The organism is Streptomyces sp. NPDC021115, assembly GCF_044333065.1.
Classification (GTDB): domain Bacteria; phylum Actinomycetota; class Actinomycetes; order Streptomycetales; family Streptomycetaceae; genus Streptomyces.
Window position 1 is genome coordinate 250,201 of record NZ_JBIRQF010000011.1, and the last position, 26,203, is coordinate 276,403.

Below are 26,203 nucleotides of genomic sequence, written 5' to 3' on the forward strand. Positions count from 1 at the left end.
ATCAGTTCGCACGAGTATCGAGTGCGAACCCCCTCCTACGCATCTGAATTCTTGTGCCGTCGCGGGCGGGCTCCGCTAAACGTAGTCGCGCGCCGGTTCGCCGTCGTAGGCCGCGAGAAGTGGTGGAGGCAGTGGTCCCTTGATCCGTGCCCCGCCCTCGTGCTCCTCCCACGCGTGGGCCAGGATTCCCACGCTCCGGGACAGGACGAACAGGCCCCTGCCCAGCTCGGCGGGGAAGCCCAGCTCGGCATAGACGATCGCGGTGGCGCCGTCGATGTTCATCGGAACCGGCTTCGTACGCCCGCGGGCCAGCGATTCCTCCAGTGCGAGGCCCGCCGCCAGGGCACGGCCGGGGACCTCGCCCGCGTCGACAGCCTCACGCACCAGCGCCAGCAGCGGGTCCCGGCGCGGATCGCGGGGATGGAAACGGTGTCCGAACCCCGGGACGTACGCCGCACGGGCACGGAACCCGGCGACGACCTCGTCCGCGGACTCCCCCTCGACGATCCGGGCCAGTACCTCCATGCACTGCTGGCCCGCTCCCCCATGGGTGTCGCCGAGCAGCCCGGCGCCTGTCGCGACCGCACTGTTGAGACCGACTCCGCAGGTCGCGGCCATGCGGGCCGCGGCGATGGACGGCGCTTGCGGGCCGTGGTCGACGGCGGCGACGAGTGCCGCCTCGAGGAGTCGTCCCTGGACCGGGCTCGGCAGCTCGCCGCGCAGCATCAGCCAGATCTGCTCCGCGAACGTGACACGTCCGACGAGCTGTTCGACGGGGTAGCCGCGCAGCAGTATCTCTCCCGGACGGATACGGCTGACGGCTGTGGACCACCAGGCCGTCACCGCCTCCTCCACCACCGCGTCCGCCGTCGCCACGTCCTCCGTAGCCGTCGTACCTGTCCCGCTCATATCGCCCCACGCTTCCGCAAATCGCCGATCTCCTCTTCCCCGTAGCCGAGTTCGCCCAGCACATCGTCGGTGTGCTGGCCGAGCAGCGGCGGCGGCAACGCCGCGCCGACCGCCTCGCCGTCCACCCGGACGGGACTGCCCAGTACGTCCAGCGCCCGCTCCCGTCCACCGGGGAACGGCAGCCTGCGGACGAAGTCCCGTGCCGCCAGCTGCTCCAGCTCCAGCGCATCGGGCACCGAGAGCACCCGGGCCGCGGGGACACCCGCGTCGGACAGGACGTCCTCCCACTCCTTGGCAGTCCGCAGGGACAGCCCTCGCTCCACCTCGGCACGCAGCTGCTCGCGGTGTGCCTTGCGGTCGGCGGGATGGCTGAAGCGCCGGTCCTCCAGCAGTTCCTCCCGGCCGATCAGTCGGCACAGCGTGGCGAACTGCTGCTGGCGGTTGGCCGAGATGTTGAGGTACCCGTCAGCGGTACGGAAGGTTCCCGACGGGGCGGCCGTGAAGTTCTCGTTGCCCATCGGCTGCGGAGCGCGGCCCGTGATGAGGTAGTTGGAGGTGACCCAGCCCATCGCGGTGAGCGCGGCCTCCAGCATCGATACGTCGAGGAACGCGCCCTCGCCGGAGCGGCCCCGGCGTACCAGTGCGGCCGCGATGGCGTAGGCGGCGGCCATGCCGCCGAGCGTGTCCGCGACCGGGAACCCGGCGCGCAGCGGGGCGGTCTCCGGTGTGCCGGTGACGCTCATCATGCCGCTCAGGCCCTGCACGATCTGGTCGTACGCGGGGCGGGCGCGCATCGGTCCGGTCTGCCCGAAGCCGGAGATGGCGCAGTAGACGAGCCCTGGGTTCTCGGCACGCAGCACGTCCCAGCCGACCCCGAGGCGGTCCATCACCCCCGGCCGGAAGTTCTCGACCAGGACGTCCGCCGCCCGTACGGCACGGAGCAGCGCCTCGCGCCCCGCCTCGTCCTTCAGATTGAGCGTGAGGGACCGCTTGCCCGCGTTCTGGGCGAGGAAGGACGCCCCGAGGAGGTCGTCGCTCAGCTCCCGGTCGGCGCCCAACTGCCGCGCCAGGTCGCCCGATTCGGGCAGCTCGACCTTGATGACGTCCGCGCCCTGGAGGGCGAGCTGATATCCGGCGAAGGGGCCCGCGAGCACATTGGTCAGGTCGAGGACGCGTACGCCGTCGAGAAGGGGGCCGGGGCCGGTCAACGGGACACACCTCCCACGCAGTCGAGCGCGGTGAGCGCGCGGGCCGCCTCGACGAGCGGCCCGGAGAACTCCGCGACGGCCTGCTCGGTGAAGCGGACGGTGGGGCCGCCCAGCGCGAGCGCGGCGACCACCCGGCCCGCCTTGTCGAATACGGGCGCGGCCACACCCGACACCCCCGCCTCACGCTCGCCGTGGCTGACGGACCAGCCGTCGACCGCCGCCTGCTGCGCCCGCTCCCACAGGACACGCGGCCAGTCCTCGTGCGGGGCCGCGGCCGCGATCGACTCGACGTCGGCGCGTTCGGCGCGGGAGAGCAGGACATGGCTCGCCGCGCCCGACCACAGGGGCATCTCCTCCCCCACCCGAACCACGTGCCGCAGCGTGCGGGAGCCCTCGTGCCGGGCGACGCAGACGCGGGCGCCCTGCTGCCGGACGTACAGATGCACCGCCTCGCCACCGCTCACCTCGCTCAGCTCCTTCAGCAGCACGAGAGCGGATTCGGGCAGTTGCCAGGTGGAGCGGGCCAGTTCCGCCCAGCGGAGAAGGCCCGGCCCCGGGACCGTCCGGCCGTCGCCGCGGCTCCACAGCAGACCGCACTGTTCCAGGGTGTGGACGAGCCGTACGACGGTGGATTTGGCCAGGCCGGTCGCGTCGACCAGCTCGCGAACCGTGCGGCTGGGGTGCTCGGTGTCGTACAGCGCCAGCAGCTCCACGGCGCGCTGCACGCTGCGGACGCCTCCCGCGTCGGGCTCGGGCATGGGCTCCTCCTGCGGTCGGAAGCAATGGGAAATGGTCGCCGCCGACCCCTTGCCAGGGGGTGGGCGCCTCCATAACATCACCGAACCATTCTGCAGCACAAGAGAACCACCTAGTGGTACCGGGGTGGTGTACCCGAAGGTGACGAAGGAGTCCCCCGGATGAGTTCCGTGAGCGAAGTGCCCAGTGACAGGCCGGTGTTCCAGCCGAAGATCGCCCTGGCGGCGGTCTTCGGCACCACAGTGGAGTGGTACGACTTCGCCCTCTACGGCACCGCGGCGGCCCTGGTCTTCAACAAGGTCTACTTCCCGGACAGCGATCCGCTGGTCGGCACGATCCTGGCGTACGGCACCTTCGCCATCGGCTTCCTCGCCCGGCCGCTCGGCGGCGCGTACTTCGGCGAGAAGGGCGACACCAAGGGCCGCAAGGATGTCCTGGTCGTGACGCTGCTGCTGATGGGCCTGGCGACGACGGCGATCGGTCTGCTGCCGACCTACGGCCAGATAGGCGTGGCCGCGCCCGTCCTGCTCACGGTGCTGCGCTTCGTGCAGGGCTTCGCGGCCGGTGGTGAGAAGACCGGTGCGCTGATCATCCTCTTCGAGAACGCGCCGCCCAAGTGGCGCGGCTTCCTCACCTCCCTGCCCGCGATCGGCACCGGCACGGGGACCCTGCTGTCCACCGGAGCCTTCGCCCTCGCCACCGGCCTGCTCTCGGAAGACGCCTTCCTGTCGTGGGGATGGCGATTGCCGTTCCTGGCCAGCGCCGTACTCGCCTTCTTCGGGCTGTGGGTGCGCCGCTCGCTCCAGGAGACCGCGGACTTCGAGCGGGCAAGCGTCCGCGTGAACGTCCAGCACCGCTCACTGCGGAGCCGGATCACGCACAGCCGCGTCGTGGAGGCGTGGCGCCGCTACCCGAAGCAGATGCTGATCGTCATCGGCGCCGGTGCGGGCGAGAACGCCGGATACTACGTCTTCGGCACCTTCTCGGTGACGTACGCCGAGGACCGCGGCCTGCCCACCGCGGCACTGCTCAGCGGCATCGCCGTCGCGGCGGCCGTGAAACTCGTGACGGTGCCGGCCTTCGGCGCCCTCTCGGACCGCATCGGACGCCGCCCCGTCTCGATCGGCGGGGCACTGGTGCTCTTCGTCGCCGCCTGGCCGTTCTTCGAACTGATCGAAAGTGGACAGCCGTGGGCGACCTGGCTCGCATTGCTGGTCACCCTGGGCATCGGACAGTCCGCGATCCTCGGTTCACAACCCGCGTTCTTCGCCGAACTCTTCGACACCAAGGTGCGCTTCAGCGCGGTGGGCGTCGCGAACAACATCGGCACGGTCCTCACCGGCGGGCTGGCACCACTCCTCGCCTCGTCACTGCTGCTCTGGTTCGACCACAGCATCACGGGCATCGTCGTCCTCATCGCCCTGATGAGCGGACTCACGGCGGTCACGGTGGCGCTGGCCAAGGAGACCCGTCACACCGAACAGGAACCCGCCCCCGCCGATCGCGTCCGTGCCAGGGAACTGTCGCCGGAGTGATGTGCCCCCGCGGAGCGATCCCCGTGACGCGCGACATCGATGAGCCGGACCTCGGCCCCGGCCCTGGCAACCCTGCTGGCGCCGGGCCGACGCCCCTCGCGGGCCTATTCACTCGCGCCAGGCGGATACCGATGCAGAGCGGCGGTGAGTTCGCGTACCACCTCGGCGAAACCCTTTACGAGGGGGCTGCTCGCGCCCTCGTACCAGGCCATGGCGACCCTCAGCGGTTCGACGTCGGTGAGCGGGACCCAGGACAGGTCGGGGCGGGCGTAGTACAGGGCCATGCTCGCCGAAGCGAAGCAGACCGCGGTGCCCTCGGCGACCTGCTCCAGCATCTCCTCGACGTTGTCGTTCTTCGGACCCCAGCGCGGTGCGGAACCGTCCGGTCTCGGGTTCACCGCCCACCAGTCGACCCATTCGCGTGGCGCCCGCTCCGTCCACAGCAGCGGCTCGTCCTTGACCTCCAGGATGCCGATGCCCGAACGCCCCGCCAGCGGGTGCCCGCCGGGCAGGCCGACGACCCGGGGCTCGGTGTGGACCACCTCGGCATGCAGGTCGGTGAGGTCGGCGGGCAGCCAGACGAAGGCGACGTCCACCCGGCCGTCGCGCAGAGCGGCCGCCTCCTGGCCCCAGTCGAAGCGTTTCGGTTCCACCCGGACGTCCGGATTGCGGCGTGCGAACTCGGCCCGGGCCCGGGTGGTCAACTCGCCCGCGCCGCTTGCCTCGAAGCCGACCCGGAGCACTGCCTTATCCTGGCACCGGTGGCGTTCCGCCGCGACGCGGACACGGTCCGCCTGGCGTACGGTCCGGCGCGCCTCGGCCACCACATCGCGCCCGGCAGGAGTCTGGGTCATGCCGCCGGGGTGCCGCTCGAAAAGGGGGACACCGAGTTCCGCCTCCAGCTTCCGCAGCGCGTACGACAGGGCCGGCTGGCTCACGTGCAGCCGCGCCGCCGCCCGGCCGAGGTTCCCTTCCTCGGCGATCGCCACGAGATAGTTCAACTGCCGTAATTCCATGGGGAGAGCATAGCCAGCGACGATAAACACTCTTTATGAAGCGTGTTGAACTCTGTCTTGGACGGTGGGGCCGAGTGGCGGCCGTAATGGAGGCGCACGCCGGGAAACCGCCTCGGCCGTGTTCGACGGGCCGGCGCCCGGTCGGCTTCCGGAACCACTCTGGAGATCCCCATGAGCGACAACGTCCGCACCGCTACTGCCCCGGCCACTACCCCCACCCGCTCCGCGACCGGCAGGGTCTGGCTGATCACCGGCGCCAACTCCGGTTTCGGGCAGGCGATCACGCGGGCGGCCCTAGCCGCCGGTGACACCGTGGTGGCCGCCGTTCGCCGCCCCGAATCCCTCGACGGACTCGCCGCCGAGCACCCCGACCGCGTCATCCCCGTCGCCCTCGACGTCACCGACCCGGCCCGCATCACCGCCATCGTCGCCGAAGTGATCCTCTGGTACGGGCGAATCGACGTACTGGTCAACAACGCCGGTCGCGGACAGGTCGGCGCCGTCGAGGAGACCACCGACCGCGAGCTCCGCGACCTGATGGACCTGCACTTCTTCGGCCCCGCCGCGCTCACCCGCGCCGTACTCCCGCACATGCGCCGCCAGGGCTCGGGCGCTGTCGTGCAGATGAGCAGCATGGGCGGCCGGTTCTCCTTCCCCGGCGTCGGCGCCTACTCGGCCACCAAGTTCGCCCTGGAGGGGCTGTCCGAGGCGCTGGCCCTGGAAGTCGCCCCGCACGGGATCAAGGTGCTGGTCGTGGAGCCGGGGGCGTTCCGGACCGGGTTCGCCGGCGGCGGTGCGCTGCGGCAGTCGGCGCCCCTGGACGCGTACGAGGAGACGGTCGGCCCGGTCCGCGCCGGGCTGCCGGACAGCGACGGCAAGCAGCCGGGGGACCCCGAGAAGGCCGCCGCGGCGATCCTGACCGCTTTGGCCGCCGAGCAGACCCCGCTGCGACTGGCCCTCGGTAACGACGCCGCCGACGCCATCGCCGCCCAGCTGAAGTCCGCCGGCGAGGAGGCGGCCGCCTGGGATGCGGTCAGCCGGGGCACCGACTTCGACAAGGAGTGAGGGGATCGGGCAGTCGGGTCCTGGCGGTGGGTCCCAGAGCGCTGAGGCGGGAGCGGGAAGAGCCCCTGCCGGGAGACCGTCACCGGGAACTGTGGCAGCCCAGGGCGTGACTCTCCCGGGCGGCTCGTCCTCCGTATCCGCACACCGCCGGTCCCGCGGCCGGCCCCGTCGGCTGCCCTGCCTGGCAGACGCACGGGAAGTGACTCAGTCGTCGGTCGTTCCGGCTGCGAGGGATTCGCAGCACGCCGGGCACCGGCAAAGACCTGGAGGGAAGATCCATGGACCGCAACGGTGGCGTGAGTGACGAGGGGGTGGCACTCCCCGGTGAAGAAACCGAAGCGAACGGGCAGCCTGCAGCCGACGTGAGGGGAGGTGCCCCGTCCGGCCCCGAGGCAGGCGGCAAGCGGCCGGGGCTCCGGTCCACGGTGCTGGTTGCCTGCCTGGCCTTTTTCGTCATCACGCTGGACACCACCGTGGTCAACGTCGCCCTGCCGAGCATCGGTCAGCAGTGGGGCGGCCAGGTCTCCGCACTGCAGTGGGTGGTCACCGCGTACACCCTGCTCTTCGCGGCCCTGCTCCTGTCGGCCGGTGCCATCTCCGACCGCATCGGTGCGAGCCGCGCCTTCACGATCGGGCTGTCCGTCTTCACTGATGTCCGCACTGTGCGGGCTGGCCCCCAACCTCACTGTGCTCATCGCTGCCCGGGCGGTACAGGGAGCCGGAGCCGCTGTGATGATGCCTGCCTCACTCGCCCTGGTGCGCCAGGCGTACGACTCCCCGGCCCAGCGCGCTCGCGGAATAGCACTGTGGACCGCCGGTGGTGGTGCGGCGGTCGCGGCCGGCCCGGTTGTCGGCGGCGCGCTCACCACGGGACTCGGCTGGCGGTGGATCTTCTTTGTGAACCTGCCGGTCGGCGTCTTCGCACTCATCGGCATGCTGCGGGCGCCCCGCTCCCCACGAGGACACTCCCCGATGGACCCCGTCGGCCAGGTCACCGCCGTACTCGCCCTGGCCGCCCTGGTGTTCGCCGTCATCACCGGAGGGTCGAGCGGGTGGACGAGCCCGACGACTGCGGCTTCCTGGTCGCCGTACTCGCCGGAACCGCGTTCCTCCTGGTCGAATCCCGGCAGAGTGATCCCGCCGTTCCGCTGACGTTGTTCCGCATTCCCCCGGTGGCCGTCTGCACCAGCGCGGGTCTCGCCCTGAACTTCGGCTACTACGGCCTGGTCTTCGTCTTCACGATCTTCTTCCAGGAACACCGCGGAGCCTCGGCGCTCACCGCGGGACTGATGTTCATTCCGATGACGGCCTTCACCACCCTGGTCCATCGTCTCGCCGGCAAGCTGACCAACCGGTACGGACCGCGCCTCCCACTGATCCTGGGCCAGGCCATCCAGACGGTCAGCATCCTGGGCCTGCTCCTCGTCCCGTCGGGACACCCCCCCTGCTGCTGACCCTGCTGGTGCCGCTCGGCATCGGCGGCGGACTCGCCATCCCACCGTTGGCGTCGGCGATGCTGGAGTCGGTGCCGCACGAGCGGGCCGGCCTCGCATCCGGAGTACTCAGCGCCGCACGGCAGTTCGGCGGCGCGATCGGAGTCGCCCTGCTCGGTGCGCTGATCGCCGACTCTGCCCACTTCATGACCGGGATGCGGATCAGCCTGGTTGTCGGGGCGGCCGTGCTGGTGGCCACCACACTCGGCGTGGCGCTCTTCCTGCCCGGCAGCCCGAAGCCCACGGCTCCCTCGACGCCGGGGCCGGGAGCCGTGGAGCCTGCCACGGGGTAGGAGGAGGTAGCCGAGCACGGATGTCGACCAGTTTGGAGGCGTCGCCGAGTTCGCACCATCACGCTGTCCCCGAGCAGCACGGCGGCCCGACCGCCGTCACTGGGTTCTCGCCCGCCGCAGCGTCACCCGCCCGCAAGAGACCTCCAAACCCGCCGAGACGACGCTTGACGACCTGATCCGCATCACGGGCAGCCGAGGGGCCAGCAAGGAATGCTTCCAGAGCGCGAAGCAGGAGTGCGGCCTCGGCGACTACCAGGTCCGCCGCTATCCCCGCTGGCACCGCCGTATGAACCGGTACTAGGCGTCCACGGCTGCGAGGAGTTGCAGCTTTTCGTAGCTCGGCGAGCCGGGTACGGCGGAGAAGACCAGGAGTTCCTGTGCCTGGTCGGGGTCCACCAGCCGCTGGCAGTACAGCTCCATCTCGCCCAGCTCCGCGTGCCGGTAGCGCTTGAGATCCTGATGGTGGGTGACGTCCACCTCGTGCAGCCGCCAGAGGTCGGCGAACTCGGGGCTGACCTCCAGCAGTGCTGTGACGATCTCCTCGGCCCTGCCCGTGGTGTCCGCCGTGTACGCCGCCCGGAGCTCCACGGTGAAGACCCTGCCCCGCAGGGCGTGGTCCTCGACGGGGTAGAGGTCGCGTTGCGCCGGGTCGGTGAACCAGCGGTAGACCAGGTAGCGGGACAGCCCGCTGAACCGGGTGTAATCGCCCAGCAGAGCAACCGCCGGGCGAGTCTGGAGCAGCGTCTCGTTGAACCGGGACATCACCAGCGCGGGCGTGTCCGCGAGCCGTTCCATGATGCGCATCATGGTCGGGCTGACGTGGTCCTCACGCGGCACCCGTCGTGGCGCGGAGTGCCCGCCGAGGTCGAAGAGGTAGTCCCGCTCGCTCAGGCTCAGATGCAGGCCCCGGGCGAGTGCGGCGAGCACCCGCTCGGACGGCACCGACCACGCTGCTGCTCGATCCGGCTGTAGTAATCGACCGACATACCGGCCAGCGCGGCAACCTCCTCGCGCCGCAGCCCACCGGTACGACGCCTAGAGCCACGGGGAAGCCCGACATCCTCCGGCTGCAGCGCCTCCCGGCGCGCCCGGAGAAAATCGGCCAGCAGTACCCGATCCATCTCAGCCTCCGCGAACAATACGCCTACCGGAGAACGCCCGGTCGGCGAGATCTCATGCGTCGGGCCCGCCCAACTGGGCCAGGACGTCGACTACTCCGGGGTCGAAGCTGAGCGTCATGATCTCGATCTTTCAGTGAGGGGCGGCCCAGATCGACTTCGCACCGGCCATCGGGGCCGGTGCGCCGCGGCGATTTCGGGATCCGAGCCGAGTGCCACGGTGCCTGCCTTCCGGGGTCAGGCGGCGGACGGGACGACGATGACCTTGCCGTGCACCGCGCCCTCGGCGGCCCGGGCGTGCAGCGCCGCCAGTTCGGCCAGCTGCGCCCGCTCGGCCACGGCGACGCGCAGCTCACCTCGGTCGACCAGGGCCACCAGCCGCGACAGCTGTTCGGCGTCGCTGCGGACGAACAGGTCGATGCCGCGCACGCCGCGCTCTTCGTCGCTGGGCGCGGGCATCCACACCGTCGTGTTGACCACGACACCGCCCGGTCGGACCAGGGTGACCAGTGCGGCCAGCTGCGCCGGGTCGACCGGCGCGAGGTTGAGCACCACGTCGACCGGCTCGGTCACCGCGTCGGGCACGCTCGTGGCCGTGTGGTCGATGACCTCGTCGGCGTCGGCCGACTTCACCACCTCGGCGCTACGGGGGCCGGCCGTGGCGATCACATGGGCCTTGGCGCCCTTGGCCAGCTGTACGGCGTAGCCGCCGACCGCTCCGCCGGCGCCGTTGATCAGCACGCGTTGCCCGGCCGTCAGCTTGCCGTGGTCGAACAGCGCCTGGTACGCGGTGAGCCCCACCAGCGGCAACGCCGCGGCGTCCGGCAGCGGGACGTCCTTGGGCGCCGTTGCCAGGACCTCGGCCGGCGCGAGGACGTACTCCGCGGCGGCGCCGGACTTGTCCATCGGCAGGAACCCGATGACCTCGTCGCCGACCACCAGGCCGTCCACGCCTTCGCCCAGCGCGTCGACCGTACCGGCGACATCGAGGCCGGGGGTGTGCGGTAACTCCACCGGGATCGGGCCGCGCATGAAGCCACCGCGGATGTTGCCGTCGACGGAGTTGAACGACGTCGCGGCGACGCGGATCCGGACCTGCCCGGCTCCGGGGACGGGCTGCTCCACGTCCTCGTAGCGCAGGACCTCGGGGCCGCCGTACTCGTGGAAACGCACTGCCTTCATCGGAGTTCTCGCTTTCGCTTCGCGCCTGATTGCTTCGAACTTGAAGCAACTGCGGGACACGTTACTGCTGCTTCGAATTCGAAGCAAGTGACGTCGCCCACCGTCGGCCCGCGCCCGTCGCCGCGACGGGCTCCGCGGCGGCTCGGCCGGTCCCCGGGATCCGCGGACGGCGCCCCCCTGCCCACCCCCACCACACGCCAATCTTCGAATTCGAAGCAGTACACTGGGGTCATGTCCAAGTCGCCGCCGTCACTCGACCCCGTGCAACTCGGCGCCTACTTCGACCTCATGGAGGTCGCCAACCTGCTCCGGCACGCGGTCGAGCAACAGCTACGCGAAGCCGGCGACCTCAGTTACATCCAATTCCAGCTGCTGGCCCGCCTCGGTGACTCCCCGACGGGCAGCCACCGCATGACCGACCTCGCCGACGGCGTTGTCTACAGCCGCAGCGGCCTGACCTACCAGGTTGGCCTGCTCGAGAAGGTGGGCCTGGTCGTGCGCGCGCCCTCGCCGGACGATGAGCGGAGCGTCACGGTCGCCATCACCGACGCCGGACGCGCGCTGCTCGGGAAGGTGCTGCCGGGTCACATCGAGGTGGTCAGCGGCCTCCTGTTCGAGCCGCTTGCGCGCGATGACGTCAAGGCTCTCGCCGGCCTGCTGGCGCCGGTGCGCGACCACATGCGCTCCACACCACCTCGTTCAGCCGCGCCGCGCCGCAAAGCCGGATCATAAGGACCCGGCCCGGTCTACTTCGACGTCGAGAGGGACCTGGCGAGAGGAGGAGCCCGGTTTGGGTGCGACGGGACTGGCGGGCCGGTTGGCCGACGCACGCGCCGGGGCGCTGGTGGGCCGGGAACCGGAGCGGGCGGTGCTCGACCGGATGCTGTCGGGGACGGGGGACGCTCCGCTCGTGGCGTATCTCCACGGGCCCGGCGGCATCGGCAAGTCCTCGCTGGTGCGCTAGGCCGCCTGGCAGGCGGAGCTCGCCGGGCGCCGTGTGGTGCGGGTCGACGCCCGGTTTCTGGACGCGGATCCGCGACGCCTGGCGGAGGCCGCCGCACCGGCCTGCGCCGAGCCCGGTGCGGTGCTCCTGGTCGATACCTTCGAGCAGTGCCAGCGACTCGAGACCTGGCTGCGCGAGACCTTCCTGCTCCGGCTCCCCGAGGACGCGCTCGTCGTGCTCGCGAGCCGGGTCGCCCCCGATCCCGAGTGGTCGCTGGATCCCGGCTGGGCGCCGCTGTTCGCCGGGGTGGCGGTACGGCCGCTCGATGCGGCCCAGTCCGACCGCGTCGGCGAGCGGATGCGGGTGCAGCCCTTCGGGTGCGAGAGGGCAAGCTCGTCGTTCTCACCTCGGCGGGGGCCACAGACGCGGCGACATGCCAACGGCTGGCCATCGCTGTGCACCAGGTGGCAGGACGCCGTGGCATTTCCATCGAAGCAGTGGGACTCAGCGGCCCGCTCCGTGACGCCGCCGATGGGCTCCAGACATCGATCCGCCAAGCCGAATTCACGGCACGGGTGGCAGCACGAGTGCCGGAGATGGAACGGCAAGCTTGCTGGGAAGCACTCGGCGAATACCGTCTGTTCTACTCATACGAATGGAACTCCGCCGGCGTCGCCGCGATTGATCCAGGCGTCGCCGTGATCCTCAGCCAAGAACACTCCCCCTTGGCCCAGACCGTGCTCGCCTACCTCGATCGCCAGGGAGACGTCAACGCGACCGCGGCAGCCTTGAACGTGCATCGCACCACCCTCTACTACCGCCTCAACCAAGTCGCCGGCCTCATCGGCCAGGACCTCAACGGTCCCGCACGGTTCCGAATCCACGCCGCCCTTCGGCTCGCTCAACTGTCCAACCTCTGAGCTCCGGTCCCACGCCCGTCGGATGGGGGCTGGGGCAGGGGCCCGGATCACCTGGCCCCTTTGATGAACATGACGGCGAAGGCGCCCAGCAGGGCGAATCCCGCGGCGCTGAGGTAGAGGACCGCGTAGTTCGAGCCGCCTCCGATGGCGAGGAACAGGGGCGCGATGGCGGGCGCCACGCTCTGCGGGAGGGCGTTGGCGATGTTGAACAGCCCCATGCCCTTGGCTGCCTCGGTCTCGCTGTCGGGCAGGACGGAGACGACCAGCGCGTAGTCGACGCCCACGTAGACGCCCTGTCCCAGGCTGGCGACGGCGATGCCCACGATGAAGCCGGTCAGCGTGGAGCAGAGCGCGATGACACCCATACCGGCACCGAACAGCAGAGACGCCGCCACGATGAAGACCTTGCGGCGCTGGAGCCGGTCGGACAGCCAGCCACTGACATTGCTGCCGAGTACGACCCCGACGGCCAGGACGAGCATGGCCCAGCTCAGGATCGAGGCGGCCCGGTCCGAGCTGTATCCGAGGTGGTCCATCAGGAAGTACGTCTTGTAGGTGAGCAGCAGTGCTTTACCGGTCCACACGAGGAAGCGGCTGACGAACGCCCAGGCGAAGTCACGGTGGCGGAGGGGGTTGATCCACAGGCTGCGCGGAATGTCCAGCCACGCCCTGGGAGGCACCTCGCCCTTCCTCTGGGGGACTTCCTTCAAGTAGAGGGCGAAAATCAGGACCAGGACCAGTCCGATGGCCGCGGGGACGATGAACATGCCCAAGCCCTGGGTGCCGGTGGTCGCGATCAGGAAGGTGCCGCTGACGGTGGCGACCTGGTTGGTCATGCCCATCAGACCGGAAACGGTTCCGCGGCGTTCCTCCGGCACGCGGTCGGGAAGGATGGCGATGAGGGCGGCCATGGCGGCGTTCATCGCGATCTGGGTCAGGCACCAGCCGACGAGGACGACGGGGATGCTGGGGGCCGTACCGATGACGAAGAGGGACGCGCCGCCCACGAGGGTGCCGATGACGACGAACGGTCGCCGCCGTCCCCACCGGGAGGTGCAGCGGTCGCTGAAGTGTCCGAAGACCGGGTTGGCGACCATCGCGAATATCGCTCCGACGCCCGCCACCAAGGCCAGTGACGACGTCTTGCCCTCGGGGTCGAGGTCGGCGATGCGCAGGGACAGCGTGACCGAGGCGGGTGTGAGCAGGGCGATCCAGACGCCGATGATGGCGAGGATGTAGAGGGCGGTGAAGACGCCGCCGAAACGCTGACCGGTCAGCCGGGCGGATCGTTCCGGACCGGTTTCGGCGCGGGCGGCCGCGACGGGCGTGGCATTGGGCGCGGGTATGGACACGGGTGACTCCTTCGTCGAGCGTGAGCGAACGGGCCGGGGAGCGCAAGCGTCGAGCGGCGCGCCCGGGCCTCCGGCGGGAGCTGTCAGGCCTCGTGGGGCGGCTGTCCGTCCAGGAGGGCGACGGCGTCACGCACGAGGCGGTCCTCGGCCTGTGCTGCCGCGGTAGTGAGAGCGACGACGGTGTCCTGGTGCGCCTTGATGTCGCCGGCCGCCTCGGCCGCCAGTTCCGCGCGCCGTGCCGGGCTGGTGCCGCCGGCGCTGTGGCGGCCGTCGACGAAGGACCGCACGTCCAGGAGCCGACGCAGCCGGTCCGGGGTGTAGCCACGCAGGGGGCCTTCGGCGAGGTCGGGGCGGACCGTTTCTTCAGTTGCCCCGGCCGCCTCGTGGGCCGTGACGAAACGCGCCACCGCCTCATGGGCGGCGCGGAAACTCATGCCGTGGACGCGGACGAGATCGTCCGCCAGGGCGCTGGCCGTCGACCAGTGCCGTCCCGCGGACCGGTGCAGCCGCTCGGTGTCGGCCTCCAACGTGGCCACCGCCTCGGCCAGCAGGTGGATGGCTCCCGCGGTCTCACGGCAGTACCCGGGCATGCGGTTGTGCACGTATCCCTGGTCGGCGTCGGTGGATGTCGCGAAGTGCAGCACTCCCAGCTGGCTGGCCCCCCAGCCCGCCGCATCCCCGGCGAGGCCCCGGATCCGCTCCAGCACGATCGGGTTGCGCTTCTGCGGCATCATGCTCGACGTACCGCACAGGGAGGGATGCAGCCGCACCAGGGCGACCTCGGAGGACGACCAGTAGAACAGGTCGGACGCGCACCGACTGACACCCGACAGGGTCAGGCCCAGTACGGCGGCGAGTTCGGCCCCGGCGTCCAGGGCCGACAGCCCAGCGTCCCGCGCATTGCGTACCGGACGGGAGAATCCGAGGTAGGCGGCGGTGGCCTCACGATCGATGGGCCAGTCCGTCCCGCTGTGGGCGGCGCCGCCCAGCGGGCATTCGTTCAGCCGCTCGTACAGCTGCGCCATCCGCGCGAGGTTCCGCGACACCGTCCAGTAGTGGGCGTTGAAGTAGTGCCCCAGGGTCGTGGGCTGGGCGTGCTGCAGATGCGTGTAACCGGGAGCGATCACCGCGTCGTACTCGGTGCCCGCGTCAAGCAGGACCTGCCCGAGCCGCAGCAGCTCCCGCATGACGTACACCAGCGCGGCACGGTCGGCCATCCGCACGCCGGTGGCCTTCTGATCGATGCGACTGCGGGCACGCTGGATGTCCAGGCCCGCCGGGCCGCACTGCTCCTCCAAGTGCTGTTCGAGTTGCAGCGTGATCGTGCCGACCGCCGCGTCGCCGGCCAGCACCTTCTCGGCGTCTCCGTCGAGTAGCCGCAGCAGCGCCGCCACCAGTGACCGGCCCTGCTCGGGGGCGAGGACGCGCTGCTGGGTGAGCATCAGGGTGTGTGCCAAGTCGATCTTGACGAAGTGCTCCGCGGCAGCGACTTCGTCCTCCAGTTCGACGGCGTTGACGTGATCCACCAGGGCCGCCGCCGGGCTCGCGCCCAGTCGGCCGTCGGTGAGCAGGGGCTTCATGGCAACTCTCCGCATGATGGTTCGGTTCGCGTCATGTAAACGTCAACATGGCTATGTAAACGTCAACACGGGCCCTCAGTGTTAGGCTCACCCCGGCGCATGTCAACGGTTACATCGCGGTGGAGCCGCTCAGCGACACCCAGTGGCCACACCGGGAGGGGCAAACAATGCCGGGCAGGGTAGAGCAGCGGGTCACTCTCCGTGACGTGGCGAAGGCGGCAGGAGTGAGCACCGCGACCGTCACCCGGACCCTGCAGAATTCCCCCCGCGTCGAGCCCGCGACCCGGCAGCGTGTCATGAAACAGGTCGAGCTCCTGGGCTATTCGCCCAACCCCATCGCCCGCGACCTGCGTTACGGCCGCCGCGAGGCGGCCGTCGGGCTGGTCACCGCCGGCTTCACGAACCTCTTCCAGGCCGGAGTCGCCTCCGGCGCCGAACGGGAACTCCGCCACGCGGGACTACAGCTGATCATCGGGTCCACCGACGACACCCCCGCACGGGAACCCGAACTCGCCCGGGCCATGATCGACCGCCGCGTCAGCGCCCTGCTGATGATGCCCGACGGCGACCACCGCGACTTCCTCACCGCCGAGCACACCCACGGCACCGCCGTCGTCCTGGTCGGGCGCCCCGCCGCCGGACTGACCGCCGACGTAGTCATGACCGACGACGACCACGCCGTCCAGCAGGCCACCCAGCACCTCATCGGTCTCGGACACCACCGCATCGCCGCACTCACCGGGCGCTTGGACTCCTTCCGCGCCACACAGCGGCTCAGCGGCTACCGAAGCGCCCTCGCGCAGGCCGGGATCCAGGAAGAGCCGGGGCTGGTGGTCGGCGACCTCACGTCCGCTCAGCAGGCCCGCGACGCGGTGGTGCGCCTGCTGGAGCCGCCGTCACCCCCCACGGCCGTGCTCGCGCTCAACCTCGGCATCAGTACGGGGGTCCTCATCGAGCGGCTCGCCGGGCGGCACGCGTTCGCCTTCATCGGACTCGACGAAACCGACCTCTCCAAAGGGCTCGGCGTCTCGGCCGTCGTCCGCGACCCGCAGGAAGTCGGCCGGCAGGCGGCGCGCCTGGCCATCGACCGGATCGCCACTCCCGACCGACCGCCGCGCACCGTCACCGTCCCCAGCAGCTACGTCCGGCGAGGCACCGGCGAAGTCGGGCCCTGAGCCGGCCCGCCGGGGGGAACGGCCAGGAGTGCACGTCTCGTTGTGCCACACCCCTCACATCCCACCGGCGCCGCACAGCTGTTGGCCGCGCGGAGCACGGTGTGCCGGTAGTGGACCGGCGCGTAGGCCCGCGGCGAGCCCGGCGCGTCGGGTGGGCGGCGGCCTCGACCACGCCGAAATGCCGGTAGCCGGTTGTTGATCCCGAGCCGTCGCCGCGACGCAGTCCCCGCGCTCGAGCGCGGCGTCCGCCCTCCAGGCGACTCCGCGCGACGCGCCGCCGAGATCTTCTGCGCCATGACGAGCATGGCAGGGCCCTTGTGAGGCAACCGTGAGGTAAAAGCCCCCGCGAGACGGCCTCGCCTTGGATTTCCCGCAGGTGAGAGCCGCCCCCTCAAGGGGGTGGGTGGGAGCTGAGTGGGGCGGGTGGGACTCGAACCTAAACCGGTGACCCATCTCACCTGCGGCTTTGCCGGAGAACCGGACATATCCACCCCATTCGATCCCGCTGAGTCCTCCTCGATCCCGCTCGATCCGGCGCGGTGAGGCATTTACCTCACCGGCTCTCGGGCCCCAGCGTGTCGCAGTGAGCGGACTGGGTCGACGGACACTCCGCTGTGGATCACGCGGCAGGCGAAGACACGGGCAGCCCCAGGTGGCCCGAGACTCATCCCTTCCCTCTGATTGAGGAAGATGGCCACTTCGGTGAAGGTCAGCCCCGTCTGCGTGCTCCGCGCGTGACGCTGATGGTGTACTCGGAGCCGAGGAGGTAGCCGAGCGCGGTGTCAACCGGTTCAGAGGCCTCGGAGAGTTCACGTAGCTCGGATCAGGCTTCGTTATCGCCACCGCTATTGCGACGCTATGGTCGGCCCAATCGGAGTCGCTAGATGTTGTGTAGCGAGCTGTCGAATGCGCTCGCGGGCCTCTGCGCGACCGGTGACGGAGACAGTTCCGGGCGATCCGACGAAGTCCCACGTCCTGGGCGAGCAGGCGGTGGCCTCGGCATAGGCAGTTGAACGGTCGCGGCAGATCACCTCGACGCCGGGGCGATCAGCAAGCCACCGGGCCACCACCGGGACGGACCGGCCAGGCAGTAGATCGACAGGGCGACGGGTCTCGATGTCCACCAGGATGGTGCCGTAGATGTGGCCCTTGCGCAGGACGAACTCATCCACCCCGAGCGCCGAGGCGTGACGGGCACCTGGTTTCGAGCAGCGCGCGGACCAGCCGCAGCAGTGTCGACTGGCTCACCACCGCCGTCAGGTTCTCCACCAGCTGTGCACCGGCCCGGCCGGCTGGCATGACCCCCACGGTCCGCACGGCCTTTGGGGACCGGCGCTCCTTCGGCCGTGGCAGAAGTGAGCCCACTGATCTGCTCAGCGACGTCGCTTACGGACACGCACGCTCACGGCAGCGGATCCGCCGGCCCTATGTCGCGATGACCACCGGGCGCCGCCGACCGGGCTATCCGCCAGACGCCGGGCATAACGGCTGTGCGCCCGACCCGAGAACACCCCACACCCTGGAAACGCAGCCAAAGAGCGTGAGCACGGGCACGTATGACCAGCAACTCGTCTTCACTGTCGATGCCTTCGACCTCGACATCGTCGATCTGGTGGAACCACAGGTGTTGGAGGAGCGCATCACTCACGACGATCCATGATCGCCGATTTGGTGACCCAGCGTGGCCCGATCACGCAAAGTGGACCAGAGTCACTTTTCAGCCGCCGCCGACAGAACTGGCGCACGGCGAATAAACCGAACAGGTCTATCATTCTGGTCATGCCCAGAGTCTACGACTTCCCTACGGGCCTGCTCGCCGCACAGGGAGAACTCCACCACCTCGCCAACACCCTCAAGGCGTTACATGATCGCTCCCCATGGCCTGTTGAGCCACACCTCAGCTTCGACCCCGACGTCTGTCGCCCTCGACAGAGTCCCGAGACCGAAGGATGGGGCCGGAGGAAGTCCAAAAGGAGAGAGGGTGAGTGAAACCATCCATACAGACCAGGAGGACGCTGCGGGGACTTGTCTGGGAATCCTTGGTGTATCCGCAGCGGAGGAAGCCCTCTACCGGCGGCTTTTGCGCAGTGGAAACGGTTGCATGAGTGCGACATGCCTCGTATCGGGCGAGGAAGTCCTGGCAGACCGGTTAGTCGAACTCGGCGTCGCTGTGCGTGGCGGTTTAGCCGGAGGGGTGCGCGCTGTCGGGCCCGCGCGTGCGGTGGATCAGCTCATCGATGACCGGCTGAGACGGCTGCGGGGCGAGTTAGAGGCGACCGTAGCGGCCACGGGCGTGGTCGAGTCGTTAATCTCCGAGATGGCCGGATCGCACAGCTCGCCCGTGGACGTTCCGCCGGTTCAGCAGCTGAAGGGGGTGGCGGCGGTAAGGGAGGCCATCGATGAGCTGACCTTCTTCGCGCGTTCGGAGAACCTGACGGTAAATCCAATAGGCGTGCTCACCCCTGAATCCATTGAGGTCTCCCGTCCCATGGATCTGCGCGTACTGCGACGGGGGCTGCGCATGCGCACTCTGATGGCCGCTCCGGCCCTGGACGATCCGGTCACGATGGCCTACTTGCGAGAACTCGCCGCGAACGGCGCGGAGATACGCATCTCCTATCAGCCGTTGGAACGCATGATCATATGCGACCGAAGTGCGGCTCTCACTCCGATCGACCCCTCCCATACGGCCAGGGGCGCCTTGCTGACGCGTGAGACCGGCTTGGTCGCCACGCTGGTCGCCTTGTTCGACCGTATGTGGGTCAGCGCACAGGAGCTGCCGCTCGAGGACGAGGATGCGCCCAGTGAGACCGAGTGCAGTGTCCTCAAGGTGCTGTATACGGCGGACAAGGACGAGAGCGGTGCTCGTGACCTGGGCATGTCCGTGCGCACCTACCGCAAATACGTGGCGTCTCTGATGGATCGACTGGGCGCATCGAACCGGTTCCAGGCCGCCCTGCTGGCCCGCGAAAAAGGCTGGATCTAGTGCCGCAACAGGCAACGTTCACCCTGTTTGGGGCCACGATATGAGTTTGGGCTCGAAACTCCTTGCCCACGGCCATGATGTCGATCAGGACATTGTTGGTCGATACTTCTGACCGGATGCCGCTGGCGATACCGCGCGCGGAGCCCGGCCGTCAGCCCCTGCGACATCACGAGTTCGACCTCACTGGTACCTGGCCCAGCCTTCCAGGCCAGGGGTGGTGAGGATCGCGTCGACGGTGTGCCCTACATCGCCCACCTCGAAGTCGCTCGGAACGTCGAGGGTGAGTTCGGCCATCGCGGGGTCGGGAGTGCATGTGATCTGTTTCAACCGCCACGTGGGCGGCAGCTTGGCAACCAGCCGAACACTGGCGGTCTCCGGAGAGGCCGGAGCCATGCTGGTGATGCGGATGCGGTGCTCCATGGACGGCGGGGCTCCCGTGAGTGGATGCCTTCGTCAGGGGCCGGAAGGGGTGCGGCCCCGTGACGAAGGCGGTGCTGTTGTTAACGGGTGCGGTTCCCCTTGAGAGCCTGGGAGAGCTTGTAGGCGCCGGTGGCAATGCCGATCAGCAGGGCGGCGCCGAGGGCGTAGCGGGCGGTGTCGCCGAGGCTGCTGGTGATGACCACGATCATGGCCCCGCACATGACGGCGAGCAGACCGGCGATCACGGTGGCGGGACGGGCTGTGGTGGGGTTCATCTTTCGGTCTCCTTCAGTGGACGGTTGAGGAAGGGCGGCTGATCAGTCGGTGAGCTTGAGGGCCTGCCGGAAGGACAGCTTTCCGCCGGTCTGCATCAGGGCCCGGCGGTAGATCCGCTCACTGAGCCCCACCACTCCGGCGGCGACGAACAGCGATATCAGCATCGAAACGATCGGCTCCCACCAGGAGACGTCTCCGCCGATGATGCGGACCGGCATGGTGATCGTCGACGTGAGCGGAACGTAGGACAGGACGGTCTGCGCGGTGCCCGAGGCGGCGATCCCTGCGATGAGGACCAGGGCGGCCACCATGTTGACCGGGGTGGTGGTGGACTGAATGTCCTCGCTGCGGCCGGCGATCGCCCCTGCCGCGGCGAATACACAGGCCAGCACCGCGATGCCGACCAGGTAGTACGCGAGGAACCAACTCAGGCCGACGGTGACCTGGGACAGCACATCATGGTGGCCGGTGGCGATCAGACCTATGGCGCCCGCGGCGCTGAACGCGGCCATCTGCACGAGAGCGAGCATGGTGTGTCCGACGATCTTGCCGATGAGCAGGTCGCGCAGCCGGATGGTGGACGCGATGATTTCGACGATGCGGTTCTGCTTCTCTTCCACGATGCTCGTGGCCAGCGCGACGCCGAGCATCACCGAGGCGAGATAGAACAGGAAGCCGAAGAAGAACGTGGCCATGCGGACGACGCTCTCGGGGGTGCTCTCCGGGGAGAGCAGCTCGTGGCCGAGCGTCGAATCCTTCGTGAGCGCGCCCAGGCTCGTGCCGGCATGGGAGGCGTTGTCGGCCATGGCTTTGTTCTGCACCGCGGCGCCGAGCCAGGTGGCAGCGGTGTCGTCGATGCCGGTGTCGCCCACCAGCAGCCAACCCCCGGCAGAGGGGATCAGGCCGGCGTCCGCCTTCCCTGACGTCACCGCCGACTCCACGGCCTCCTGGGAGGACTCCTGATGAAACGTGATGGTCACATCCTGATCCGCCCGGTCAGCCAACGCTTCGGCCTGGCGGACGATCTGTGTGCTGCCGGTGCCCGTGGCAGCGATGGTGATCTTCCCGACGGTGGAGGCCAGGTACACCTGAAGACCGATCGCCCCGACGATCAGGGCCAGCGTGACCAGGGTGGAGACAAGGAACCCCCGGTCACGTAACTTGACGGCTATTTCACGGGCGGTGACGATACGCCAGGCACCGACAGGCCGTGGACCGGCTTGTGCCGGATGGGCCGTGGCCGGGTTGGTGCGGGCCTCGGCGCCACGGACAGAGGTACTCATGCGTTCGTCATCTCCCTGAAAACATCGGACACGCTGGGAACGATCTCGCCGAACTCCCGTACGCTCCCGCGCCGCAGCGCCTCGGCCAGCAGCCGGTCGGCCGCGCCCTCATCGTCGAGCTGTAGCAGCGCGCCACCGGCCCCGTCGTCCTCGCTGATGACGGTGACGCCGGTGAAGGTACGCAGCCAGCCGGTCGGCCCGGACATGGCGAGACGGTGCCGAACAGTGCCGCGACGCCGCAGCTCGTGCGCGGATCCCTGCGCCAGAACCCGGCCCCTGTCCAGGAAAACCAGGTCGTCGCAGAGCCGTTCCACCAAATCGAGCTGGTGCGAGGAGAACAGCACCGGCACTCCTCGCTGGATGTACTCGCGCAGCACCTCGACCATCGTGTCCACCGCGTGCGGGTCTAGACCGGAGAACGGCTCGTCCAACACGAGGAACTGGGGGTCGCCGATGAGGGCGGCGGCGATCTGGACCCGCTGCTGGTTGCCCAGCGACAGCGCCTCCAGACGGGCAGTGCCCCTCTCTGCCAGGCCCAGCCGGTCGATCAGCTCGCCAGCCGACCGCTGAGCAGACTGCGCGGATAATCCGCGCAGTCGGCCGAGGTAGGTGAGCTGTCCTATGACGGTCTGCTTCGGATATAAGCCGCGCTCTTCGGGCATGTAACCGAACCGTCTGCGATCGTCGGCGGTGACCGGACGCCCGTCCCAGCGGATCGTGCCGTCGTGGACCGCCAACACACCCATGATCAAGCGCATGGTGGTGGTCTTCCCGGCCCCGTTCACGCCGACGAAGCCCGTCATCCGGCCTCCCTCGACATAGAAGGAGGTCCGTTCGACGGCGGCCCGGTCGCCGAAGTACCGCGTCACCTTGTCCAGTTCCAGCATCACTGTCGCTTTCTTCGTCGCGAGTCAGGGCAGGGGGTGCGGTCCCGCAGCCCGGTGGTCATTGTTCCCTGCCGCGCACCCGGTGCGCCGTGGTGCGCTGTCCACCCGGCGGAGGTTCCACGTCCATACGTGTCGCTCGTCCATGCGCAAGCTCTGGTATCCCGCCGGGATGACCTTGACGGCCCGCCAGCCCATGCGCCTGATATGCGGGGACAATCGGGAGGTCAGGTCGACCACCAGCGGATCGGCGCCGTCGGCAAGAACCGCGTCGGTCAGGTGCCGAAGTGTCACGTCGGCGGAACGCATCACCGCATGGCCGGGCATGAACCCCCTTGCCCAGGCCGCGACGGACCTGTACGCCCGCGAGCTGAGCAGGTACCGGATGCGATCGTGCTCGCTGACCACCACCTCCGGTGTCGGAGCGTCGGTGCGGGAGGTCTCGTCGAGAGCAGCCCTGACCTGCCATGCCTCTTGCAGGGCGCCGAGAATCGCCTGCTCAGGCCGTCCGGATGCCTTCATGCCGACCGCTGCCACCGCACGGGGACCGGGCGGGTCGAGCAGCACGACCACGACGCAGCACAATCCGGGCACCGCGGTGGGGATCCGGGCAATCACCGGGCTGATCGCTTGGCCGACAGCGCGCTGCCACAACGAACGGAGCGGGCCCTCGGGCGCGTGGCCGAGCGCCTGCTCCGGGTGGGGCCAGGACGGCAAGCGCAGCTGCCGTGCCCAGGCTGTGGTGAAGGCATCGCGTTCGACGATCTCGACCAGGGCGGAGCGCAGAGCCGCGTCCGCCGTGGTTCCGGCAGCCGCTCCGGACGGACTCGGATCGAACAGGCCCTCCTCCTCGGTGGCCGGCCAGTTCACCAAACTGGCGGGAACCAGGATGGTGGCGTCGTTACGAAGACGCCGGGCCGGATACCACGTCAGCACCGTGGCATTGGCGTGTGGGGCGGCCAATGCGTGCGCGGAGGCGTCCAGCGCCGGCAGCGTGAGGGAATCGATGGTGCCCCGGTAGGAGACCAGGCCGGGCAGCGGGTGCAGGGCACGACGTTCGACTGCCTCGCCCGCGCCGCGTATGAGCACATCGGCGCGTGAGTGACCGCGGGCCCCCACGATGAGTGCCGAGGGCGGCACCTCTCCCGTCGGCACCCCGGGCACCGGGTGGAGGGCGACCGCGCTGGACCACAGCAGGCCCGCGCCCTGCGGTGACTGGAGCGAGTACCGCTCCGCGACACCGGTGGAGGGGTGAAGAGTACGGGGGATGTCGAGCATCACGCCACCACCCCAACGGGGACCGGACGTGCCGAACGGAGGGGAAGGAGCGGCAGCATGTGCAGGTCGTCGCGGACCAGGGAGGTGAGAGCGAGCAGGACTCCGGCGGATCCGGTGGCCAGATCGGTGGAGAGGCGGTAGCCGTGCTCGCCGAGCGTGTGGATCCGGCCGGGCTCCGGGGAGACGGCTTCCCAGCCGATGGCATCCAGGTGTAGCCGCATCTGCTCGGGGTCATGCCGGTCCAGGACGGTGAGGGAACCGGCGCGGCCGTGGAACAGCCCGTTCGTCGAGGCCAGACGGCAACGGCTCATCTCCTGAAGCCACCGGCACGTCTTCTCCAGTCTCGTACCGGGGCGATAAGCGGTGATCTCGCGCGTGACGAGGGCAAGACCGGCGGCGCCCGCGAGGCCCAGACCGAGACCGTCCGGATCGCCGGTGTCGAGCGCGATGGCGTCGAGGTCCCCGCCCAGCTCGATCACCGCCTGGTCCAGGTAGCGTTCGTCTCCGGTGCGTTCGAACAAGCGCAGCAGGAACAGGGCGTGCCCGGCACGGCCCTGGATCAGGCCCGTACGCCGGTGGTCCGTACTCGTGCCGGTGATGCGATCGGCCAGGGCACGGCCCTCGTCCAGCCATCTGTTACCGCCTTCGCGGTCGGCGAGATGCAGCGCGGTGAGCCCCAATCCGGACAGGCCCGAACCCAGCGACATGTCGGTTCCTTCGGCCATCGCCAGGGCGCGCTCCATCACCTTCCCGGCCTCGCCCTGTAGCCCCAGCGTATGGAGCGTGCAGGCGACTCCGGCGAGCCCGGTGAAGAAGCCGGGGCCGTCCAGCAGCGGTCGCCGGGCGTGGTCGGCGAGCCACTGAACATGCTCTGCTGGGACCTCATAGCCACACTGGTGGAGCGCCCACATGACTCCGGCAGCACCGTAGGCGAAGGTGATGCCGCCTTCCGGTAGCAGGAACTGCAACGCGTCGCCGGGGTAGAGGCGGTCGTCACGCTCAGGGGTTGCCGCATCGAGGATGGAAGCGGCCAGGACGTCGCGTACCGCGGCACCGGGCACGTGCCCGGACTCCGGCCACGGCGCCGAGTAGTCCTGGGGGGAGCGCAAGGCGTCGCGGCCGAGCGCCTTCTTCACCCCGGTGGTGAAAGCCACGGGGAGATCGAAGTTCTCGGCTGCGGCGTCGACGAGAGCGTGAACCTTCTCCACGCCCCATGGCACAACCTGCGGAAGCGGCATGAACAGGGTCAGCTTCAGCACGTTCAGCCCGAACAGGTCCACCTGCGTGCCGGTGAGGTGGCTGGGGGCATGGAAACCGAGCGCGCCCATCGCCTGCTGGTAGCCGTCCTCCGGTTTGGTGCAGGTCTCCATGTCGATGAACGCGATGGTGCCGTCCTCACGGAGAAGGATGTTGCCGGGGTGCAGGTCGCCGAAGACGACGCCCCGCTCGTGCATCGCTGATACGCCGTCCTCCACCTGCTTGAGGATGTCCATCGCCCATGTCAGGTAGGCGGCGCGTGCCGCCGGGCTGTCCTCGCCCGAGGCGAATGGGTGCTTGAACCTCAGGACGTCGACCAGCGGGCGGCCGTCGATGAACTCCCGTGCCAGAAAACGATGTTCGTGCCCCTGGCGGTAGTCCACCACCGCTGGTACGCCGGGCAGGCCGGCGAGCTTCTGCAGAGCCCAGTGCTCGCGTTCCATCCGGGCGATCGCGTCGGCGCCGGAGGCGTCCAGGCCGGCCAGCGGGCGGGCTTCCTTCAACAGAACGTCACTGCCGGTGCGGGTGTCGACGGCACGGTAGACGCCACCACCGTTGGAGAAGTGCAGCGCCTTGTACACGCGGAACGGGAAGTCTCGCAATGTGCCCTGCTTGCGAGCCCGGTGAGCGTCCTGGAGGAAGTCCGGGATCGTCACCCACGCGGGCGGGCGGAACGAGGGTTTGCGCTCGTCCGGGACCAGCTCCCCGTCAGGGGTGCGGATGCCGGGAACGAGTTGCCCGTTCCTGGCGCGGGCCATCAGCAATACGAACCCGCCGTATCGCACGTACAGGGGCCCCTTGCCCCACCGCAGGTCGCTGAGGATGTAGGGCGCGGGGGTACCGCCGATCAGCGCGTCCAGGTCGGTGAGGGTCTTCTCCAAGGCCTGCTCGTCGGGCGGGTAGATGGTGATGAACTTGCCGCTTGCGGTGCGGTCTCCGTACTTGCTTCCCCGCCGGGCCACGATCGCCTCGTTGTTGATGTACTTGTACATGAGGTCGTGCTCGACGCAATACGGGGCGACCACGTCCAGCAGGCCGGCCGCGTTGCCGGGCAGCGCCGAGACATGAATCTTCCATCCTTGGCCGGGGATGCCCGGATCTGGAGGCGTACACACGGTCCACTCACGGCCCCGGGCCACGGTCCATCCCTCGGCGGGGGTGCGGTCAGCGTGGAAGTCCTGGTCGGGCGCGTCTTCCTGGTCAGGCGCGTCGTAGAAGAAGGTGTCCTGGCGGATGAAATCGAGGAAGCGAAGATCGGTCACGGCAGGGCCTCA

At 69.4% G+C, this 26,203-nt stretch carries 26 protein-coding genes and 3 pseudogenes; 13 read left to right on the forward strand and 16 right to left on the reverse strand.

From position 1 onward, the window contains the following. Window positions 1–75 precede the first annotated feature (75 nt). From ACH4TL_RS29940 to ACH4TL_RS29950, 3 genes are read right to left on the reverse strand one after another with little or no spacing between them, the layout of a single operon-like run. A complete protein-coding gene (locus ACH4TL_RS29940; protein WP_398321996.1) occupies window positions 76–909 on the reverse strand; it encodes a citryl-CoA lyase in 834 nt (277 codons plus the stop codon). Further along, window positions 906–2,117, reverse strand: coding sequence for a CaiB/BaiF CoA transferase family protein (locus tag ACH4TL_RS29945; protein ID WP_398321999.1), 1,212 nt, complete (start codon window positions 2,115–2,117; stop codon window positions 906–908). The genes ACH4TL_RS29940 and ACH4TL_RS29945 overlap by 4 nt, the downstream gene beginning before the upstream one ends. Then, window positions 2,114–2,875, reverse strand: coding sequence for an IclR family transcriptional regulator (locus ACH4TL_RS29950; protein WP_398322002.1), 762 nt, complete (start codon window positions 2,873–2,875; stop codon window positions 2,114–2,116). Before ACH4TL_RS29950 ends, ACH4TL_RS29945 begins: the two co-directional genes overlap by 4 nt. A gap of 159 nt (window positions 2,876–3,034) precedes the next feature. On the opposite strand from ACH4TL_RS29950, the gene ACH4TL_RS29955 reads away from it, so the two are divergent. After that, a complete protein-coding gene (locus ACH4TL_RS29955) occupies window positions 3,035–4,408 on the forward strand; it encodes an MFS transporter (protein WP_398322005.1) in 1,374 nt (457 codons plus the stop codon). A 104-nt stretch (window positions 4,409–4,512) separates the two neighbouring features. Here ACH4TL_RS29955 and ACH4TL_RS29960 read toward each other — a convergent pair whose 3' ends face one another. Continuing rightward, window positions 4,513–5,424 (reverse strand): LysR family transcriptional regulator, encoded by a 912-nt coding sequence (locus ACH4TL_RS29960; RefSeq protein WP_398322008.1) that lies wholly within the window; start codon window positions 5,422–5,424, stop codon window positions 4,513–4,515. A gap of 171 nt (window positions 5,425–5,595) precedes the next feature. On the opposite strand from ACH4TL_RS29960, the gene ACH4TL_RS29965 reads away from it, so the two are divergent. From ACH4TL_RS29965 to ACH4TL_RS29990, 6 genes and pseudogenes are all read left to right on the forward strand, one after another. Then, window positions 5,596–6,489, forward strand: a complete 894-nt coding sequence (locus tag ACH4TL_RS29965) for an oxidoreductase (RefSeq protein ID WP_398322011.1) — start codon at window positions 5,596–5,598, stop codon at window positions 6,487–6,489. Between the two features lie 278 nt (window positions 6,490–6,767). Then, window positions 6,768–7,076, forward strand: a pseudogene (locus tag ACH4TL_RS29970) (hypothetical protein); the annotation flags it as partial. Window positions 7,077–7,140: 64 nt separating this feature from the next. Then, on the forward strand, window positions 7,141–7,641 hold the full coding sequence (locus ACH4TL_RS29975) for an MFS transporter (RefSeq protein WP_398322014.1): 501 nt from the start codon (window positions 7,141–7,143) through the stop codon (window positions 7,639–7,641). Then, window positions 7,542–7,943, forward strand: a complete 402-nt coding sequence (locus tag ACH4TL_RS29980) for an MFS transporter (protein ID WP_398425374.1) — start codon at window positions 7,542–7,544, stop codon at window positions 7,941–7,943. Before ACH4TL_RS29975 ends, ACH4TL_RS29980 begins: the two co-directional genes overlap by 100 nt. Before the next feature lie 8 nt (window positions 7,944–7,951). Continuing rightward, window positions 7,952–8,275: an MFS transporter gene (locus ACH4TL_RS29985; protein WP_398322017.1), complete on the forward strand. Its 324-nt coding sequence runs from the start codon at window positions 7,952–7,954 to the stop codon at window positions 8,273–8,275. A 70-nt stretch (window positions 8,276–8,345) separates the two neighbouring features. After that, window positions 8,346–8,564: pseudogene (locus ACH4TL_RS29990) on the forward strand (IS701 family transposase); the annotation flags it as partial. Window positions 8,565–8,572: 8 nt separating this feature from the next. On the opposite strand, the pseudogene ACH4TL_RS29995 reads toward ACH4TL_RS29990, so the two are convergent. Beyond that, window positions 8,573–9,396, reverse strand: a pseudogene (locus ACH4TL_RS29995) (helix-turn-helix transcriptional regulator). Between the two features lie 234 nt (window positions 9,397–9,630). Continuing rightward, a complete protein-coding gene (locus tag ACH4TL_RS30000) occupies window positions 9,631–10,575 on the reverse strand; it encodes an NADP-dependent oxidoreductase (protein ID WP_398322020.1) in 945 nt (314 codons plus the stop codon). A 231-nt stretch (window positions 10,576–10,806) separates the two neighbouring features. Here ACH4TL_RS30000 and ACH4TL_RS30005 point away from each other — a divergent pair, with 231 nt between their 5' ends. The 3 genes from ACH4TL_RS30005 (at window position 10,807) to ACH4TL_RS30015 (ending at window position 12,438) form a co-directional block, all read left to right on the forward strand. After that, entirely contained in the window at window positions 10,807–11,307 is a 501-nt protein-coding gene (locus tag ACH4TL_RS30005; RefSeq protein ID WP_398322023.1) for a MarR family winged helix-turn-helix transcriptional regulator, read from the forward strand. 58 nt (window positions 11,308–11,365) lie between these two features. Further along, window positions 11,366–11,539, forward strand: a complete 174-nt coding sequence (locus tag ACH4TL_RS30010) for a hypothetical protein (protein ID WP_398322026.1) — start codon at window positions 11,366–11,368, stop codon at window positions 11,537–11,539. 356 nt (window positions 11,540–11,895) lie between these two features. Beyond that, entirely contained in the window at window positions 11,896–12,438 is a 543-nt protein-coding gene (locus tag ACH4TL_RS30015) for a PucR family transcriptional regulator (protein ID WP_398322029.1), read from the forward strand. Window positions 12,439–12,485: 47 nt separating this feature from the next. Here the strand turns inward: ACH4TL_RS30015 and ACH4TL_RS30020 are convergent, their stop codons facing one another. Both ACH4TL_RS30020 and ACH4TL_RS30025 read right to left on the reverse strand, forming a co-directional pair. Then, a complete protein-coding gene (locus ACH4TL_RS30020) occupies window positions 12,486–13,790 on the reverse strand; it encodes an MFS transporter (RefSeq protein WP_398322032.1) in 1,305 nt (434 codons plus the stop codon). Between the two features lie 83 nt (window positions 13,791–13,873). Continuing rightward, window positions 13,874–15,370: an argininosuccinate lyase gene (locus ACH4TL_RS30025; protein WP_398322035.1), complete on the reverse strand. Its 1,497-nt coding sequence runs from the start codon at window positions 15,368–15,370 to the stop codon at window positions 13,874–13,876. A gap of 167 nt (window positions 15,371–15,537) precedes the next feature. Between ACH4TL_RS30025 and ACH4TL_RS30030 the strand changes: the two genes are divergently transcribed. Continuing rightward, entirely contained in the window at window positions 15,538–16,545 is a 1,008-nt protein-coding gene (locus tag ACH4TL_RS30030; protein WP_398322038.1) for a LacI family DNA-binding transcriptional regulator, read from the forward strand. An 845-nt stretch (window positions 16,546–17,390) separates the two neighbouring features. On the opposite strand, the gene ACH4TL_RS30035 is transcribed toward ACH4TL_RS30030, so the two are convergent. Together ACH4TL_RS30035 and ACH4TL_RS30040 are read right to left on the reverse strand one after the other, a co-directional pair. After that, window positions 17,391–17,717 (reverse strand): transposase, encoded by a 327-nt coding sequence (locus ACH4TL_RS30035; RefSeq protein ID WP_398322041.1) that lies wholly within the window; start codon window positions 17,715–17,717, stop codon window positions 17,391–17,393. Then, window positions 17,710–17,844 (reverse strand): hypothetical protein, encoded by a 135-nt coding sequence (locus tag ACH4TL_RS30040; RefSeq protein WP_398322044.1) that lies wholly within the window; start codon window positions 17,842–17,844, stop codon window positions 17,710–17,712. Before ACH4TL_RS30040 ends, ACH4TL_RS30035 begins: the two co-directional genes overlap by 8 nt. Before the next feature lie 136 nt (window positions 17,845–17,980). Here ACH4TL_RS30040 and ACH4TL_RS30045 point away from each other — a divergent pair, with 136 nt between their 5' ends. Together ACH4TL_RS30045 and ACH4TL_RS30050 are read left to right on the forward strand one after the other, a co-directional pair. Next, window positions 17,981–18,205, forward strand: a complete 225-nt coding sequence (locus ACH4TL_RS30045; protein WP_398322047.1) for a hypothetical protein — start codon at window positions 17,981–17,983, stop codon at window positions 18,203–18,205. A 321-nt stretch (window positions 18,206–18,526) separates the two neighbouring features. Next, window positions 18,527–19,531, forward strand: a complete 1,005-nt coding sequence (locus ACH4TL_RS30050; protein ID WP_398322050.1) for a helix-turn-helix transcriptional regulator — start codon at window positions 18,527–18,529, stop codon at window positions 19,529–19,531. A 180-nt stretch (window positions 19,532–19,711) separates the two neighbouring features. On the opposite strand, the gene ACH4TL_RS30055 is transcribed toward ACH4TL_RS30050, so the two are convergent. The 6 genes from ACH4TL_RS30055 to lanKC all read right to left on the reverse strand — a co-directional run bounded on the left by ACH4TL_RS30055 (window position 19,712) and on the right by lanKC (window position 26,191). After that, window positions 19,712–19,951, reverse strand: a complete 240-nt coding sequence (locus ACH4TL_RS30055) for a hypothetical protein (RefSeq protein ID WP_398322053.1) — start codon at window positions 19,949–19,951, stop codon at window positions 19,712–19,714. 80 nt (window positions 19,952–20,031) lie between these two features. Further along, window positions 20,032–20,226 carry a hypothetical protein gene (locus ACH4TL_RS30060; protein ID WP_398322056.1) on the reverse strand — a complete coding sequence of 65 codons (195 nt, stop codon included), beginning with the start codon at window positions 20,224–20,226 and terminating at the stop codon, window positions 20,032–20,034. A gap of 42 nt (window positions 20,227–20,268) precedes the next feature. Then, window positions 20,269–21,510, reverse strand: coding sequence for an ABC transporter permease (locus ACH4TL_RS30065; protein WP_398322059.1), 1,242 nt, complete (start codon window positions 21,508–21,510; stop codon window positions 20,269–20,271). Then, a complete protein-coding gene (locus tag ACH4TL_RS30070) occupies window positions 21,507–22,397 on the reverse strand; it encodes an ABC transporter ATP-binding protein (protein ID WP_398322062.1) in 891 nt (296 codons plus the stop codon). Before ACH4TL_RS30070 ends, ACH4TL_RS30065 begins: the two co-directional genes overlap by 4 nt. Window positions 22,398–22,421: 24 nt before the next feature. Further along, on the reverse strand, window positions 22,422–23,549 hold the full coding sequence (locus ACH4TL_RS30075; protein WP_398322065.1) for a YcaO-like family protein: 1,128 nt from the start codon (window positions 23,547–23,549) through the stop codon (window positions 22,422–22,424). A 122-nt stretch (window positions 23,550–23,671) separates the two neighbouring features. Next, window positions 23,672–26,191 carry a class III lanthionine synthetase LanKC gene (gene lanKC / locus ACH4TL_RS30080; protein WP_398322066.1) on the reverse strand — a complete coding sequence of 840 codons (2,520 nt, stop codon included), beginning with the start codon at window positions 26,189–26,191 and terminating at the stop codon, window positions 23,672–23,674. Window positions 26,192–26,203 lie beyond the last annotated feature (12 nt).

Coding starts and splice junctions, on each gene's coding strand:
- ACH4TL_RS29965 (WP_398322011.1), top strand. CDS start 5,596: ATGAGCGACAACGTCCGCACCGCTACTGCCCCGGCCACTACCCCCACC.
- ACH4TL_RS29950 (WP_398322002.1), bottom strand. CDS start 2,875: ATGCCCGAGCCCGACGCGGGAGGCGTCCGCAGCGTGCAGCGCGCCGTG.
- ACH4TL_RS30070 (WP_398322062.1), bottom strand. CDS start 22,397: ATGCTGGAACTGGACAAGGTGACGCGGTACTTCGGCGACCGGGCCGCC.
- ACH4TL_RS29955 (WP_398322005.1), top strand. CDS start 3,035: ATGAGTTCCGTGAGCGAAGTGCCCAGTGACAGGCCGGTGTTCCAGCCG.
- ACH4TL_RS30060 (WP_398322056.1), bottom strand. CDS start 20,226: ATGAACCCCACCACAGCCCGTCCCGCCACCGTGATCGCCGGTCTGCTC.
- ACH4TL_RS30045 (WP_398322047.1), top strand. CDS start 17,981: ATGACCACCGGGCGCCGCCGACCGGGCTATCCGCCAGACGCCGGGCAT.
- ACH4TL_RS30000 (WP_398322020.1), bottom strand. CDS start 10,575: ATGAAGGCAGTGCGTTTCCACGAGTACGGCGGCCCCGAGGTCCTGCGC.
- ACH4TL_RS30005 (WP_398322023.1), top strand. CDS start 10,807: ATGTCCAAGTCGCCGCCGTCACTCGACCCCGTGCAACTCGGCGCCTAC.
- ACH4TL_RS30040 (WP_398322044.1), bottom strand. CDS start 17,844: ATGCCAGCCGGCCGGGCCGGTGCACAGCTGGTGGAGAACCTGACGGCG.
- ACH4TL_RS30065 (WP_398322059.1), bottom strand. CDS start 21,510: ATGAGTACCTCTGTCCGTGGCGCCGAGGCCCGCACCAACCCGGCCACG.
- ACH4TL_RS30030 (WP_398322038.1), top strand. CDS start 15,538: ATGCCGGGCAGGGTAGAGCAGCGGGTCACTCTCCGTGACGTGGCGAAG.
- ACH4TL_RS29940 (WP_398321996.1), bottom strand. CDS start 909: ATGAGCGGGACAGGTACGACGGCTACGGAGGACGTGGCGACGGCGGAC.
- ACH4TL_RS30055 (WP_398322053.1), bottom strand. CDS start 19,951: ATGGAGCACCGCATCCGCATCACCAGCATGGCTCCGGCCTCTCCGGAG.
- ACH4TL_RS30025 (WP_398322035.1), bottom strand. CDS start 15,370: ATGAAGCCCCTGCTCACCGACGGCCGACTGGGCGCGAGCCCGGCGGCG.
- ACH4TL_RS29960 (WP_398322008.1), bottom strand. CDS start 5,424: ATGGAATTACGGCAGTTGAACTATCTCGTGGCGATCGCCGAGGAAGGG.
- ACH4TL_RS29975 (WP_398322014.1), top strand. CDS start 7,141: ATGTCCGCACTGTGCGGGCTGGCCCCCAACCTCACTGTGCTCATCGCT.